At 67.7% G+C, this 13,858-nt stretch carries 12 protein-coding genes; 10 read left to right on the plus strand and 2 right to left on the minus strand.

The window, feature by feature from the left end; all coding sequences use genetic code 11:
* The first annotated feature begins 9 nt into the window (after window positions 1-9).
* The 5 genes from ABY44_RS18365 to ABY44_RS18385 all read left to right on the plus strand — a co-directional run bounded on the left by ABY44_RS18365 (window position 10) and on the right by ABY44_RS18385 (window position 5,449).
* Window positions 10-1,548 carry a sugar ABC transporter ATP-binding protein gene (locus ABY44_RS18365; RefSeq protein WP_060173678.1) on the plus strand — a complete coding sequence of 513 codons (1,539 nt, stop codon included), beginning with the start codon at window positions 10-12 and terminating at the stop codon, window positions 1,546-1,548.
* 31 nt (window positions 1,549-1,579) lie between these two features.
* Window positions 1,580-2,617, plus strand: coding sequence for an ABC transporter permease (locus tag ABY44_RS18370; protein ID WP_027789689.1), 1,038 nt, complete (start codon window positions 1,580-1,582; stop codon window positions 2,615-2,617).
* A gap of 79 nt (window positions 2,618-2,696) precedes the next feature.
* Complete coding sequence (locus tag ABY44_RS18375) at window positions 2,697-3,638, plus strand: ABC transporter substrate-binding protein (RefSeq protein ID WP_021161439.1); 942 nt, start codon at window positions 2,697-2,699, stop codon at window positions 3,636-3,638.
* Between the two features lie 84 nt (window positions 3,639-3,722).
* The gene (locus ABY44_RS18380; protein ID WP_060173677.1) at window positions 3,723-4,613 is read left to right on the plus strand and encodes an amidohydrolase family protein; all 891 of its coding nucleotides are present in this window, start codon (window positions 3,723-3,725) and stop codon (window positions 4,611-4,613) included.
* A 68-nt stretch (window positions 4,614-4,681) separates the two neighbouring features.
* A complete protein-coding gene (locus ABY44_RS18385; RefSeq protein ID WP_060173676.1) occupies window positions 4,682-5,449 on the plus strand; it encodes a FadR/GntR family transcriptional regulator in 768 nt (255 codons plus the stop codon).
* Window positions 5,450-5,472: 23 nt separating this feature from the next.
* Here the strand turns inward: ABY44_RS18385 and ABY44_RS18390 are convergent, their stop codons facing one another.
* Together ABY44_RS18390 and ABY44_RS18395 are read right to left on the minus strand one after the other, a co-directional pair.
* A complete protein-coding gene (locus ABY44_RS18390; RefSeq protein WP_060086181.1) occupies window positions 5,473-6,714 on the minus strand; it encodes an NAD(P)/FAD-dependent oxidoreductase in 1,242 nt (413 codons plus the stop codon).
* A 142-nt stretch (window positions 6,715-6,856) separates the two neighbouring features.
* Window positions 6,857-8,194: a hypothetical protein gene (locus tag ABY44_RS18395; RefSeq protein ID WP_431641546.1), complete on the minus strand. Its 1,338-nt coding sequence runs from the start codon at window positions 8,192-8,194 to the stop codon at window positions 6,857-6,859.
* A gap of 547 nt (window positions 8,195-8,741) precedes the next feature.
* On the opposite strand from ABY44_RS18395, the gene ABY44_RS18400 reads away from it, so the two are divergent.
* The 5 genes from ABY44_RS18400 (at window position 8,742) to ABY44_RS18420 (ending at window position 13,853) form a co-directional block, all read left to right on the plus strand.
* Complete coding sequence (locus tag ABY44_RS18400; protein WP_059698373.1) at window positions 8,742-9,455, plus strand: YfiR family protein; 714 nt, start codon at window positions 8,742-8,744, stop codon at window positions 9,453-9,455.
* Window positions 9,456-9,487: 32 nt separating this feature from the next.
* Window positions 9,488-10,720: a diguanylate cyclase domain-containing protein gene (locus tag ABY44_RS18405; protein ID WP_226186953.1), complete on the plus strand. Its 1,233-nt coding sequence runs from the start codon at window positions 9,488-9,490 to the stop codon at window positions 10,718-10,720.
* A gap of 85 nt (window positions 10,721-10,805) precedes the next feature.
* Window positions 10,806-11,315, plus strand: coding sequence for an OmpA family protein (locus tag ABY44_RS18410; RefSeq protein ID WP_060173673.1), 510 nt, complete (start codon window positions 10,806-10,808; stop codon window positions 11,313-11,315).
* A 133-nt stretch (window positions 11,316-11,448) separates the two neighbouring features.
* Window positions 11,449-11,718 (plus strand): hypothetical protein, encoded by a 270-nt coding sequence (locus ABY44_RS18415; protein ID WP_124535164.1) that lies wholly within the window; start codon window positions 11,449-11,451, stop codon window positions 11,716-11,718.
* On the plus strand, window positions 11,715-13,853 hold the full coding sequence (locus ABY44_RS18420) for a type VI secretion system Vgr family protein (protein WP_431641548.1): 2,139 nt from the start codon (window positions 11,715-11,717) through the stop codon (window positions 13,851-13,853). The genes ABY44_RS18415 and ABY44_RS18420 overlap by 4 nt, the downstream gene beginning before the upstream one ends.
* The last annotated feature ends 5 nt before the right edge of the window (window positions 13,854-13,858 follow it).

Genomic DNA, 13,858 nt, shown 5'->3' on the forward strand with positions numbered 1-13,858 from the left:
CAGCGCTCCATGCAACCCGACCCGAACCTGACTGCCGCGCCGCCGCTGATCGCATTGACCGGCATCGGCAAGCGCTTCCCGGGCGTGCAGGCGCTCGACGATTGCCGTTTCGACCTGCGGGCCGGCGAAGTGCATGCGCTGATGGGCGAGAACGGCGCCGGCAAGTCGACGCTGATGAAGATCCTCGCGGGCGTGTACCAGCGCGACGACGGCGAGATCCGGATGGACGGCCGCGCGGTGGAGATCGCCGATCCGCGCGCCGCGCAGGCGGTCGGGATCGGCATCATCCATCAGGAACTGAACCTGATGAACCACCTGAGCGTCGCGCAGAACATCTTCATCGGTCGCGAGCCGCGCGGCCGCTTCGGCGTGTTCGTCGACGAAGACACGCTGAATCGCGATGCCGCCGCGATCTTCCGGCGGATGCGGCTCGATCTCGACCCGCGCACGCCGGTCGGCCGGCTGACGGTTGCGAAGCAGCAGATGGTCGAGATCGCGAAGGCGCTGTCGTTCGACTCGCGCGTGCTGATCATGGACGAGCCGACTGCCGCGCTCAACAACGCGGAGATCGCCGAGCTGTTTCGCATCATCCGCGACCTGCGCGCGAACGGTGTCGGCATCGTCTATATCTCGCACAAGATGGACGAGCTGCGCCAGATCGCCGATCGCGTGACCGTGATGCGCGACGGCAAGTACGTCGCGACCGTGCCGATGGCGGATACGTCGATGGACGCGATCATCGCGATGATGGTCGGCCGCCAGCTCGCGACGGAATTCCGCACGCCGCCCGATACGTCCGCGAACGACGTCGCGCTCGAAGTGCGCGGGCTGTCGCGCGGCCGTGCGATCCGCGACGTCGGCTTCACGCTGCGGCGCGGCGAGATCCTCGGCTTCGCGGGGCTGATGGGCGCGGGCCGCACCGAAGTCGCGCGCGCGGTGTTCGGCGCCGACCCGATCGACGCCGGCGAGATCCGCGTGCACGGCAAGACCGTGACGATCCGCACGCCGGCCGATGCGGTGAAGCACGGCATCGGCTATCTGTCCGAGGATCGCAAGCACTTCGGGCTCGCGGTCGGGATGGACGTGCAGAACAACATCGCCATGTCGAGCATGCGCCGTTTCGTGCGCCGTGGCGTGTTTCTCGACGCGCGCGCGATGCGCGACACCGCACACGCGTATGTGCGGCAGCTCGCGATCCGCACGCCGTCGGTCGCGCAGCCCGCACGCCTTTTGTCGGGCGGCAACCAGCAGAAGATCGTGATCGCGAAGTGGCTGCTGCGCGACTGCGACATCCTGTTCTTCGACGAGCCGACGCGCGGCATCGACGTCGGCGCGAAGAGCGAGATCTACAAGCTGCTCGACGCGCTGGCCGCCGACGGCAAGGCGATCGTGATGATCTCGTCGGAACTGCCCGAGGTGCTGCGCATGAGCCACCGGATTCTCGTGATGTGCGAGGGGCGCGTGACCGGCGAGCTGCGCGCGGCCGACGCCACGCAGGAAAAGATCATGCAGCTCGCGACGCAGCGCGAGTCGACCGTGTTGTCCTGATTCAGACGCCGATCCATACGCCTATCCGATCATGTCCAACGATACGCATCCCGTTCCGCCCCTCGCGTCCGCCGATACGCCTGCCGGCGCATCGAGCCTGAAGTCGCGCTTCTTCAACCCCGCCGCGCGCCAGAAGCTACTCGCGTTCGCGAGCCTCGTGCTGCTGATCGTGTTCTTCAGCTTCGCGTCGCCGAACTTCCTTGAAGTCGACAACCTCGTCACGATCTTGCAGGCCACCGCCGTGAACGGCGTGCTGGCGGTCGCATGTACCTACGTGATCATCACGTCGGGCATCGACCTGTCGGTCGGCACGCTGATGACGTTCTGCGCGGTGATGGCCGGCGTCGTGCTGACGAAGTGGGGCATGCCGCTGCCGCTCGGGATCCTGGCCGCGCTGTTTTTCGGCGCGCTGTCGGGTTGCGTATCGGGCTTCGTGATCGCGAAGATGAAGGTGCCGCCGTTCATCGCGACGCTCGGCATGATGATGCTGCTCAAGGGGCTGTCGCTGGTGATTTCGGGCACGCGGCCGATCTACTTCAACGACACGCCGGGCTTCACGTCGATCGCGCAGGATTCGCTGATCGGCAACCTCATTCCCGCGCTGCCGATTCCGAATGCGGTGCTGATCCTGTTCCTCGTCGCGATCGGCGCATCGATCGTGCTGAACCGCACGATCTTCGGCCGTTACACGTTCGCGCTCGGCAGCAACGAGGAGGCGCTGCGGCTGTCCGGCGTGAACGTCGATGCGTGGAAGATCGCGGTGTACACGTTCAGCGGCGCGGTGTGCGGGATCGCCGGGCTGCTGATCGCGTCGCGGCTGAACTCCGCGCAGCCGGCGCTCGGGCAGGGCTACGAGCTCGATGCGATCGCGGCCGTCGTGATCGGCGGCACGTCGCTGTCGGGCGGCGCGGGCAGCATCGTCGGCACCATCATCGGCGCGTTCATCATGAGCGTGCTGACCAACGGCCTGCGCATCATGTCGGTCGCGCAGGAATGGCAGACGGTCGTGACGGGCGTGATCATCATCCTGGCCGTCTACGTCGACATCCTGCGCCGGCGGCGCCGCTGACACACGCATGCACGCAGGCATGTGCTTCACCGCCGGTTCCGGCCGGCGTTCCAGTCGATACGAAAAAAGGAGACGCGAAGTGATCAGGAGCAAGGTGTTGAACGCGATCGTCGGGCTGACGTTCGCCGTCGGCGTCACGGCCGGTGCGCACGCGCAGGAAGCCTACATCCCGCTGATCTCGAAGGGCTTCCAGCATCAGTTCTGGCAGGCCGTGAAATCGGGCGCGACGCAGGCCGCGAAGGACTACAAGGTGAAGGTGACGTTCGAAGGGCCGGAAACCGAGGCGATGGTCGACAAGCAGATCGACATGCTGTCGGCCGCGATCGCGAAGAAGCCGGCCGCGCTCGGCTTCGCGGCGCTCGACAGCAAGGCCGCGCTGCCGCTCCTGAAGAAGGCGCAGGCCGAGAAGATTCCGGTGATCGCATTCGACTCGGGCGTCGACAGCGACATCCCGGTGACGACCGCCGCGACCAACAACAAGGCCGCCGCCGCGCTGGCCGCCGACAAGCTCGCCGCGCTGATCGGCGACGAGGGCGAAGTGGCCGTGGTCGCGCACGACCAGACGAGCCGCACCGGCATCGACCGCCGCGACGGTTTTCTCGAGCGGATGAAAGCGGCGCACCCGAAGGTGCAGGTCGTGACCGTGCAGTACGGCGAAGGCGACCAGCTGAAGTCGACCGAGGTGACGAAGTCGATCCTACAGGGGTACCCGAAGCTCAAGGGGTTGTTCGGCACCAACGAAGGCTCGGCGATCGGCGTGGTCAACGGCGTGCGTGAAATGAAGCGCAAGGTCGTGATCGTCGGCTACGATTCGGGCAAGCAGCAGAAGGACGCGATCCGCAGCGGGCTGATGGCGGGCGCGATCACGCAGAACCCGATCGGGATCGGCTACAAGACGGTCGAGGCGGCCGTGAAGGCGATCAAGGGCGAGAAGCTGCCGAAGGTCATCGATACCGGTTTCTACTGGTACGACAAGACCAATATCGACGATCCGAAGATCGCGGCGGTGCTGTACGACTGAACGCCGTGCCACGGCGCCGCCGCGCGCGGCGCGTAGCGTGTGCGGCGGCGCGGGCGGGCGGCCGGAGCAGAACACGAGGACACCATGGGCGCAGTGCGTATCGATTCCCATCAGCACTTCTGGCGTTATCGCGCGGCCGACTATCCGTGGATCGGCCCCGGCATGGAGGTGCTCGCGCGCGACTACCTGCCCGACGCGTTGCGGCCGCTGATGCATGCGCAGGCGCTCGGCGCATCGATCGCGGTGCAGGCGCGCGCCGGGCGCGACGAGACCGCGTTCCTGCTCGATCTCGCCCGCGACGACGCGCACATCGCGGCGGTGGTCGGCTGGGAGGATCTTTCCGCGCCGCAGCTTGCCGAGCGCGTCGCCGAATGGCGCAGCCCGAAGCTGCGCGGCTTCCGGCACCAGCTGCAGGACGAAGCCGACGCCGGCGCGCTCGTCGCCGATCCCGGCTTCAACCGCGGCATCGCGTGGCTGCAGGCGAACGGTTACGTGTACGACGTGCTCGTGTTCGAGCGCCAGTTGCCGGATGTGCAGGCGTTCTGCGCGCGGCACGATGCGCACTGGCTCGTGCTCGATCACGCCGGCAAGCCCGCGCTGGCCGAATTCGAGCGCGACGAATCGGCACTCGCGCGCTGGCGCGCCGCGTTGCGCGAGCTGGGCGCGCTGCCGCACGTCGCGTGCAAGCTGTCAGGGCTCGTGACGGAAGCGGACTGGAAGCGCGGCCTGCGCGGGAAGGACGTCCGGCATATCGAGCAGTGCCTCGACGCGGCGCTCGACGCGTTCGGCCCGCAGCGGCTGATGTTCGGTTCGGACTGGCCGGTGTGCCTGCTGGCCGCGTCGTATGACGAAGTCGCATCGATCGTCGAGCGCTGGGCCGAATCGCGGCTGTCGGCGGCTGAGCGCAGCGCGCTGTGGGGCGGGACGGCGGCGCGTTGTTACGCGGTGCCGGGCGACGCGAAGCGCGGCATATAAAATAGGCGCGAACGGCCCGTGCGCTTCGCCGGGCCGTCCGAAATGCAACCGATCACCAGCATCAACGTATGTCCATCCAGCCGATCCAGAACCGCCGCCTGTACCAGCAGATCGCCGACAAGCTCAGTGCGATGATCGAGTCCGGCGATTTTCCGCCGGGCAGCTACCTGCCGCCCGAGCGCGAACTGGCCGAACAGTTCGGCGTGTCGCGCACGTCGGTGCGTGAAGCGCTGATCGCGCTCGAAGTGAGCGGGCTCGTCAGCGTGCGCGTCGGCGACGGCGTGAAGGTGCGCCACCCCGAAACGGCCGCCGCACCCGAACCCGCGCCCGACCTGGCAGCGAAGGCCGCGCCGTTCACGGTGATCGAGATCGATCCCGAACTCGGCATCGCACTCGATCTCGATACCGAAATCCCGCCGTTCGCGCTGTTGCAGGCGCGCCGGCTGATCGAGCCGGAAGCCGCGTCACTTGCCGCGAAGCACGGCTCCGACGAGCAGATCGAAGGCATCCACGAGGCGTTCCTGCGCAACCAGGAAGACAACCGCAGCGGTTCGCTCACGCATCCGGGCGACCGGCTGTTTCATATCCGCATCGCGGAAGCGAGCGACAACGCCGCGTATGCGCTGATGATCAAGCAGCTGCTCGCGCACAAGTACGACCTGATGTTCCAGCGGCTGCAGTCGCTGTACATGCCGAACGACATGCCGCACCGATCGGAACGGGAGCACCGCGCGATCCTCGACGCGATCCGCGCGCGCGACCCGGACGCCGCGCGCCGCGCGATGGCCGAGCACCTCGACGAAGTGATCCGCATCTTCGGGCGCGCGCTCGACTGAGCGCGCGTCGATGCGCTGCGCGGTCAGAAGCGATCCGCGCGATACGGCGCCGGATCGGTGAACGGCGCTTCGCCCGTCATCATCTCGGCCAGCAGGCGGCCCGTGACGGGGCCGAGCGTCAGCCCGTGATGGTTGTGCCCGAACGCGAACCACAGCCCGCGATGCGCGGGCGCGGGGCCGATCACCGGGCGCATGTCGGGCGTGCACGGCCGGAAGCCGAGCCACGGTTGCGGGTCGAGCCGCTCGCCGAAACCGAACACGGGGCGCGCGACGCGTTCCGCCCGTTCGAGCTGCACGCCGGTCGGCGGCACGCGGCGGCGCGCGATCTCGACGCCGGTCGTCAGCCGCAGCCCGCGCTTCATCGGTGCAATCACGTAGCCGTATTCGCGATCGACGATCGGCGCCGACGGCACGCCGCGCGCGGACGGCGCGTAATGCATGTGATAGCCGCGCTTCTCGCGCAGCGGGATCTTGTAGCCGAACTTGCCGAACACCGTGTCGGACCACGGGCCGAGCGCGACGACGACAGCCGGCGCGGCGGCCGTGCCGTCCTGCGTGTTCACTTGCCAGCCGGGCGAGCGTGCGTCGAGGCTCGCGGCGTCGCCGGTCAGCAGCGTGCCGCCGCCTTGCACGAACAGATGCGCATACGCTTTGACGAGCGCGGCCGGATCGACGACGCTTTTCGGATCGAGCCAGTGCAACGCGCCGCAGAAGCCGGGTGCGAGGCTCGGTTCGTGCGCGAGCAGCGCGGCGGCATCGAGCGGCGTGATGCCGAGCCCATGGCGGCGCGCGGTAAGGCCGGCCTCGGCCACGCCGCGTTCGAATGCGGCGGGCGTGCGGAACGCTTCCAGCCAGCCGTTCGCGCGGATCAGCTCGCCGGCACCGGCCCGTGCGATCAGCGCGTCGTGCTCGACGAGGCAGCGTTCGATCAGCGGCAGCATGTCGCGTGAAGCTGCCGCGTGGCGCAGCGGCGCCGATTCCCACCAGAAACGCGCGAGCCACGGCGCGAACGCGGGCAGCGACGCGCTGTGCCAGTAGAGATCGGTCGAGCGGTTCAGCGCGTAGCGCATCAGCGTGAACGGGCTGCGCGGGAACGGATACGGCTCGACCGACGAGCGCTCGATCAGCCCCGCGTTGCCGAAGCTTGTGCCTTCGCCGGGCGCGCCGCGATCGACGAGGGCGACCTTGCGTCCGCGATCCTGCAGGTGCAGTGCGACGGAGACGCCGACGATGCCGGCGCCGAGAACGATGACGTCGAAGTCCATCTGTGGTGGTGAGTGACGGTTAGCCGGGCGAGCGCGAGATCGTGGCGGTTGTTTCGCCCGAACGGGAATTCGTTCGAACTGCAAGCATACTCGCGACGGCGCGGGGCGTGTTGCGGGCTGCGAGTTGTCGGCCGCTCGCGCGTCAGATCTCGATTCCGTGTTCCAGGAGCCGGGTGCGCAGCTCCTCGCGATGATCGCGTGCAACCGTCGCCAGCAGGCGTGTTGCTTGCGGCGTGTCGAGCATCGCGCGCTGCGCCGCGCCGGGGCGCGTCCACATCGAGACAGGATTGCGCAGCCACGTTTGCAGGTCGCGCGCCAGCGCGTCGTCCGGATCGTCCGGTTGCTCATTGCGCGCGGCAATCAGCACGATGCACACGAGACTGTCCCACTGATCCCGTGAGCAGATCGCACGTGCGGCATGGCGATCGCCGTACTGTTCGAGCACCTGTTCGATTTGCGCGAGCGAGACGAATGCACCTTGCTCGCACAGGCGCACCGCGGTTTTGCGAATCCTGCGGGCGGGGTCCAGGAGCGCGCGCGCGGCCACCTCGTCCCGGATCGATGGCGACAGCCGAGCCAGCAGCACGAGTGCGTGCGCACGAACCGGGCTGCGCGCATCCGTCGAGAACCGCTCCATCGTCGCTATCGCGGCGGGCGCGCGCAGTTCGGCGAGCAACGACAGCGCCGCGCGAACCCGGGTACCGGACAACGTGCCCGTATCGAGCAGCGCAACGCAGCGGTCCGCGACATTCCGGCCGAGTTCGGTGAGCAATCGGGCCGCCGCGGCGCGCAAGCTGCTTTGCGAATCGAGCGTTGACCGCCACAGGAATGCCTCGGTGCCGTCGTCGATGCCTTGGTCGATCATGTAAGCGAGTGCGGCGCGGCGAACCGGGCCGAACGGGGAGTCGGCCGCGAGATCGATGCAGCGCATGCGGTCGCTTGCCGGCACGTCGTCGAGCATCGCCACCGCCCGTCGGGCGAGCACGATGTCGCCGGAGGTCAGGCCGTGCGTGACCAGTTCGGCAGCCGGCAGGATCCGGTGATCGAATGCCACGAGGCAAGCGATGCGCCGGAGCTGGAAGTCCGGGGCGTGCATCGCGTCGACGATCGTATCGACGCCGCCTGTCTGCACCAGCCGCTGTTCGAATGCGTGCAGCCATGGACCGTGATCTTCGCGCGTGGCCGATGTGAGCTGGCGCAACGACGGAAGCAGTGCGGCGAAGTACCTGGGCGGCACGGTCGCGAGCAGTGTGACGAGTGCGTTCGTCGCGGCGCGCCGCACTTCGGGCACCCAGTCGTTGATGCGTGCGGCAATCGGTTCGAGCAGTGCGCTGTCGCCAAGCTCGACCGCGCGGGCGATCGCCGCTTCGCGAACATAGCCCGAGTAATGACCGATCGCCTGCGTGAGCAGCGCGACGTCGCGGCTCGCGGCGATCTTCTGCAGCGCGTCGGCGAGCGGCATCGCCTGGCCTTGCTGCAAGTAGACCGTGTGCGAGGGCGCCGTGGACGGTGGCCGCGCGCCGAAAATCCTGGCGATGAGGTTCATTGGAATCAGCGAGGTGAGATGACGTGCAGTTTCGTCGGAAGAATCGACGGTGCCGGCCATTCTACGTCAGTGGCTTTCTCGGCAGCGGGCCGTCACCGGATGCGACGGCCCGCGTTCGAGCGAATGCCCGGCCGCGTGCGTCGCGTGCTCGCTACGCCATTGCGAACGGCGCATCGCAAGACATCCCGTTGCGGCCGGTCCGTTCGTACCGAGGCAATCCACGATGCAACCGGTGCGCCAATCCGCCGATCAATGCTTTGGTGCCGACACTGAATCGAAGACGATGTTCGCAGTCACGCGCAGCGTCGCGAGCAAGCCGCATTCAGCGTGCTTGCCCCCGCTTCCCAGCGGGTGTTTCCCACTGGTGGATCACGCGGATTTTTACCTAAGATGAAGCAATCGTGCGCGTGATACGGTGCCTGCTCGCGCACGGAGGGAGGCGGGAGGCAGCGCCGGAGCGACGCCAGCGGATGTTGCCATCATGGATGCGAAAGTGTGCGCGGCGGCTGCCGGTTTTGCGACGGCAACGACGCCAACGTGCGCGGCGGCGATCGCCGCGCGGAAGACGGGCCGGCCCGGCCGTACCGCTTCACTGCGCCACGCACTTCTCGCAATCGTTTGCGTTCTGGGGGCGGCGCCGGCCGTGCTCGCGGGGGTTCCCGCCGACGCGGACGGTCCGTCCGACACCATGCACATCGCCGCCGCCGCAAGCCCTGCCGATTCCGCGGCGACACCCGATCACGCCGTTTTGTCACACGACTCCGCCGTGCGTCAGGTCGTGCTCGGCATCGTCAGCTTCACGCGCTGGCCGACCATGCCCGTTCGTCTGCACCTGTGCGTCACCGGCCGCCCTGACTACGCGCGCGGCCTGACCGATACGCTGCAGGCCGGCTCGACGCTGCTCGACGTGCAGCACGTCCGCTTCGACGATCCGTCGCTCGGCATCGCGTGCGACGTCGTGTATCTCGGCACCTTGAACAACGACGAGAGAACGCGCGTCAGAAGCGCGCTGGCCGGCCATCCGGTCCTGACGATCGCGGAGCACGATCCGTCCTGCACCGCGGGCGGCATGTTCTGTCTCAATGTCGACGGCGATCGCGTGTCGTTCGACATCAATCTCGATGCGGTGGCGCGCAGCGGCGTGCGCGTGCATCCGAACGTGCTGAATCTCGCACGACGGCCGGGGGCGCCATGATGCGGCCCTTGCTCCACCTGCCCCCTTCGCGCATGCCGCGCCCCACGCTGCAAAGCGTGCTGCGCCGCGCGCACCTGCGCCTCGCGTTCGTCGCCGTCGCGATGGCGGCCGTGTCGTTGATCGTGGTCGCCGTGATCGCGTTGCGTGCGTATGCCGGCAACAACCTGAACCTGCTGGCCCGCTCGCTCGGTTATACGGTCGAGGCGGCGCTCGTGTTCGGTGATCGCGTCGCGGCGAACGAGGCGATCGGGATGATCGCGAGCGAGGAAGACGTCGCGCAGGTCGTCGTCACCGACAGCAACGGCCAGCCGTTCGCGACGTGGCAGTTGCCGGCCGGCAACGGGATCGCGCGGCTCGAGCGCATCGTGGCCGACGTCGCGCTGCCCGGGCCCGTGGCGGTGCCGGTCGTGCATGACGGCATCGTCGTCGGGCAGGTCGTCGTGCGCGGCCGCGGGCACCAGTTCTTCGGTTTCCTGCTCGGTGGCATCGGCGGCATTCTCGGTTGCCTGGCCGTCAGCGTGTTCGGCGCGTATGTGAGCTCGAAACGCCTGCTGCGCAACATCGTCGCACCGCTGCGTGCGCTCGCCGGCGTCGCGCACGCGGTGCGGCGCGAACGGGCATTCGCGCGGCGCGTCGAGCCGGCGGCGATCGCGGAACTGAACGAGCTCGGCGACGACTTCAATGCGCTGCTCGACGAATTCGAAGACTGGCAGAACACGCTGCGCGACGAAAACGCGTCGCTCGAACACAAGGCGACGCACGATGCGCTCACCGGGCTGCCCAATCGCGTGCAGTTCGAGTCGCGCCTGGCGCGCGCGCTCGGCGATGCGAATGCAACGGGCCAGCGAGTCGCGATCCTGTATCTCGACTGCGACCGCTTCAAGGAGATCAACGATTGTCTCGGTCACGATGCCGGCGACGCGGTGCTGATCGGCGTCGCGTCGCGGCTGCGCACGCAGGTGCGCGAGACCGATCTGGTCGCCCGCCTCGGCGGCGACGAATTTGCGGTGATGCTGGCGGGCGTGCCCGAAGCGGGCAGCGTGTGCCGGATCGCCGACGAGATATTGTCCGGCATGGCGCCGTCGATCGAGCTGTCCGACGGCCGCATGGTGGCCACCATGATGAGTGCCGGCGTAGCGCTGTATCCCGACCACGCATCGGACGCGAGCGGTTTGCTGCGCGCAGCGGATGCAGCGATGTACCGGGCCAAGCGCGCCCGGCCAGGCTCGTGGCAGCTGGCCGAAGGTGTCGCGGGACCGGTTTGATCGATTGCTTCGCGCTGCGGGCGAGGCCGCAGCCGCGGATGACAACAAGCGCGCCCGGCGCGGGCGCACTCGAAGGGGATGCGAAATGAACCACTCGTTTCCTGTGGGCATCGGGCGTGCGTGCGTCTGGGGCGCGCTGCTGCTGTGCATGGCGCTGGGCGGCTGCAAGACGCCGCCGCTTCATCGCGGGTTGACGCAGACGCAGGTCACGGCGCTCAAGTCGGCCGGTTTCCAGGAAACCCAGCAGGGTTTCGAATTCGGCTCGACCGGGCCGATCCTGTTCGATTTCGATCGCTACAACCTCAAGCCCGATGTGCGGCGGATCGTCGAGCGGATCGGGCGCACGCTCCATTCGGCCGGGATCAACGGGGTGCGGGTCTACGGTTATACGGACGAAGAGGGCGTGGACGACTACGACGTCGAGTTGTCGCGTCGGCGCGCCGAGGTGGTGGCGATCGAGCTTGTCGATCTCGGGCTGGACCCGAAGCGCATCGCGGTCGTCGGGAAAGGGAAGCTCGACCCGGTGGGCGACAACCGGACACCGGCGGGCCGCGCGCAGAACCGGCGGGCGGCGATCGTGGTTTCGCCGCGCTGAGGCTTCGTTTCGGCGGGGCGACGCGGCGCGTGCCGCGGAATGCCGGGTGTTCGCTCCCCGCGAGCAGCCGATCGTCATGCCCCTGACATGCTGACGTGGCGCATTACCGGGTGAAGCAGTCTTCGACGACCGGATGGCGCTGCTCGACGCATTCGAGCCGGGTTTTCACCTGCCCGGACGAAATCGCCCCCGCCGGCTCCTTGAATACTTCCTCGCCATGGGTGCGCCGAGGGCGATCCTGCCCCGGAATCCCGCTGCCAGCCTGGTTTCCCGATTTTCGGGGCGCGAGCGTAAACGTTTGCGAGTGGCTTCCGCGCTGTCGGAATTTGTCCTACATTATCGGGGCTTCGGGCCGGCCAGCCGGCCTACGGAACCTGAGATCATACGCAAGGAACAAGAATGAGTTTCGCTCCGAACGGGGGTATTCCCAATGGTTTGGGCGGCGGCGGGCTGGGCTCGTTGAGCGCGCTCGGCGGCCTGGCCGGCCCGGTTGCGTCGAGTGTCGCCGGCAGCCTCGGGCCGCTCGCGGGGCTGGCCGGGCACGTCGACACCGTCCAGCGCGCGATGCAACTCGCGCAGACCGGCTTCTCGCTGATGGACAAGACGCCCGGCGCGATCGCCGAGGCGATCAACGGCGCCGCCAACCCCGCGCGCCTGACCCAGCTCAACCGCTACGTGACGCTCGATACGCCGCTCGGCCCGGATGTGCTGCTGGTCAGCGCCGCCGTCGTCGACGAGCACGTGAACCGGTTGCCCGAGATCCACCTCGACCTGCTGTCCCATCGCCACGACCTGCGCCCGGAAGACCTGATCGGCCAGCAGGTCAAGATCCGGTTCGACCAGCAGGCGCGCCTGTCGACGCTCGAGCGCGTCGTCGCATCGGGTACCGGCGACAACGACCGCTACTTCGACGGCTACGTGGCGCCGTTCGACCGCGCGGGCAACCCCGGGAACGTCACGCAGTATCACCTGACGGCGGTGCCGTGGTTCTGGTTCCTGACGCGCTCGACCGACTGCCGGATCTTCCAGAACAAGACCGCGCAGGACATCCTCACCGAGATTTTCCAGGAGCACGGGTTTTCCGACTTCGTGTTCGATATCCGGACGAGCCAGAAGCCGCTCGAGTATGTCGTGATGTACCAGGAGAGCTACTACAACTTCTGCGCGCGGCTGATGGAGCAGGAGGGGCTCGTCTGGACGCACCGCTACGAGAAGGACAAGCACTTCCTGGTGATCGGCGATTCGAACCTGCTGTTCCGCCCGATCGACGGGCTCGCCACGGTGCCGTTCGCGGCGACCGAGGCGAGCGAGGACAGCGGGATCGACCAGTTGCACGAAGGCCGGCGCTTCGGCGTCGGCAAGGTCACGTTCCGCGACTTCAACCACCAGAACCCGTCGTCGCCGCTGATGCTAGTGGAGGCCGGGCCGCAGAACCTCAAGCATGCGCGGCTCGACGCGACCGAGCGGTTCGAGCACCAGTCGCTGTACGACCACGGCGATGACGGCAACCGTTACGCCCGCTTCGCGATGGAGGCCGAGGAGGCACAGGCCCACCGCTATACCGGCGGCGGCTACGCGTGGCGCATGACCACGGCGGGCGCGGTCACCGTGGCGAATCATCCGGTGCTCGAGAACAACCAGGAATACGTGATCCTGCACGTGCGTCACGAGGCGGTGAACGACTACACGCAGCACAGCGCGAAGCTGCCGTACCGCAACAGCTTCGCGCTGCTGCCGAAGAAGGTGCCGTATCGCGCGCCGCGCGGCACGCCGAAGCCGGTGATTCACGGCACGCAGTCGGCGATCGTCGTCGGGCCGAAGGGCGAGGAAATCTACACCAACGGCAGCGCGGTGAAGGTGCATTTTCCGTGGGACCGGCGCGGCAAGAAGGACGGCTCCGATTCGATGTGGGTGCGCGTGTCGCAACCGTGGGCCGGCGACGGCTGGGGCGCGGCCGCGATTCCGCGGATCAAGCAGGAGGTGCTCGTCGCGTTCAACCAGGGCGATCCGGACAACCCGGTGATCGTCGGTCGCGTGTTCAACGGCGAGCAAGGCAACCCGTATCACGGTGCGGCGGGCCAGACGATGGGGATCAAGAGCCAGACGCACAAGGGGCAGGGGTCGAACGAGATCCGCATGACCGACACGAACGGCATGCAGGAATTCTTCATGCACGCGCAGAAGGACATGAACACCGTCGTCGAGAACAACGAGACGCACAAGGTGCTGGGGCCGATGCGTACCGTGCTGGTGGCCACCGGCAGCGAAGAGAAGCAGATTCCGCAGGGCAACCTGACCGAGACGATCGCCGAGAAGCGCAGCACGACCGCGACCACCGTCGAGGTGACGACGCCGGCCAAGGACGGGGGCGGCGGCACGCAGGTTTACATGGCCGAGCGAGGCATCCTGCTGAAGGTGATGGACAGCTCGATCTCGCTCGCGCCGGAAGGCATTCGCCTCGAACACAAGGGCTCCGTGATCCTGATGACCGACGACGGCGTGATGGTCAACGGCAAGCGCATCGATCTCAACAAATAAAACGA

This window comes from Burkholderia sp. ZZQ-2 (assembly GCF_050768715.1).
GTDB lineage: Bacteria > Pseudomonadota > Gammaproteobacteria > Burkholderiales > Burkholderiaceae > Burkholderia > Burkholderia cepacia.

What these genes read in the sequence shown, in the direction of transcription:
- ABY44_RS18365 (WP_060173678.1), top strand. Translation starts at nt 10, where the DNA reads ATGCAACCCGACCCGAACCTGACTGCCGCGCCGCCGCTGATCGCATTG.
- ABY44_RS18370 (WP_027789689.1), top strand. Translation starts at nt 1,580, where the DNA reads ATGTCCAACGATACGCATCCCGTTCCGCCCCTCGCGTCCGCCGATACG.
- ABY44_RS18380 (WP_060173677.1), top strand. Translation starts at nt 3,723, where the DNA reads ATGGGCGCAGTGCGTATCGATTCCCATCAGCACTTCTGGCGTTATCGC.
- ABY44_RS18385 (WP_060173676.1), top strand. Translation starts at nt 4,682, where the DNA reads ATGTCCATCCAGCCGATCCAGAACCGCCGCCTGTACCAGCAGATCGCC.
- ABY44_RS18390 (WP_060086181.1), bottom strand. Translation starts at nt 6,714, where the DNA reads ATGGACTTCGACGTCATCGTTCTCGGCGCCGGCATCGTCGGCGTCTCC.
- ABY44_RS18400 (WP_059698373.1), top strand. Translation starts at nt 8,742, where the DNA reads ATGGATGCGAAAGTGTGCGCGGCGGCTGCCGGTTTTGCGACGGCAACG.
- ABY44_RS18405 (WP_226186953.1), top strand. Translation starts at nt 9,488, where the DNA reads ATGCCGCGCCCCACGCTGCAAAGCGTGCTGCGCCGCGCGCACCTGCGC.
- ABY44_RS18410 (WP_060173673.1), top strand. Translation starts at nt 10,806, where the DNA reads ATGAACCACTCGTTTCCTGTGGGCATCGGGCGTGCGTGCGTCTGGGGC.
- ABY44_RS18415 (WP_124535164.1), top strand. Translation starts at nt 11,449, where the DNA reads ATGGCGCTGCTCGACGCATTCGAGCCGGGTTTTCACCTGCCCGGACGA.
- ABY44_RS18420 (WP_431641548.1), top strand. Translation starts at nt 11,715, where the DNA reads ATGAGTTTCGCTCCGAACGGGGGTATTCCCAATGGTTTGGGCGGCGGC.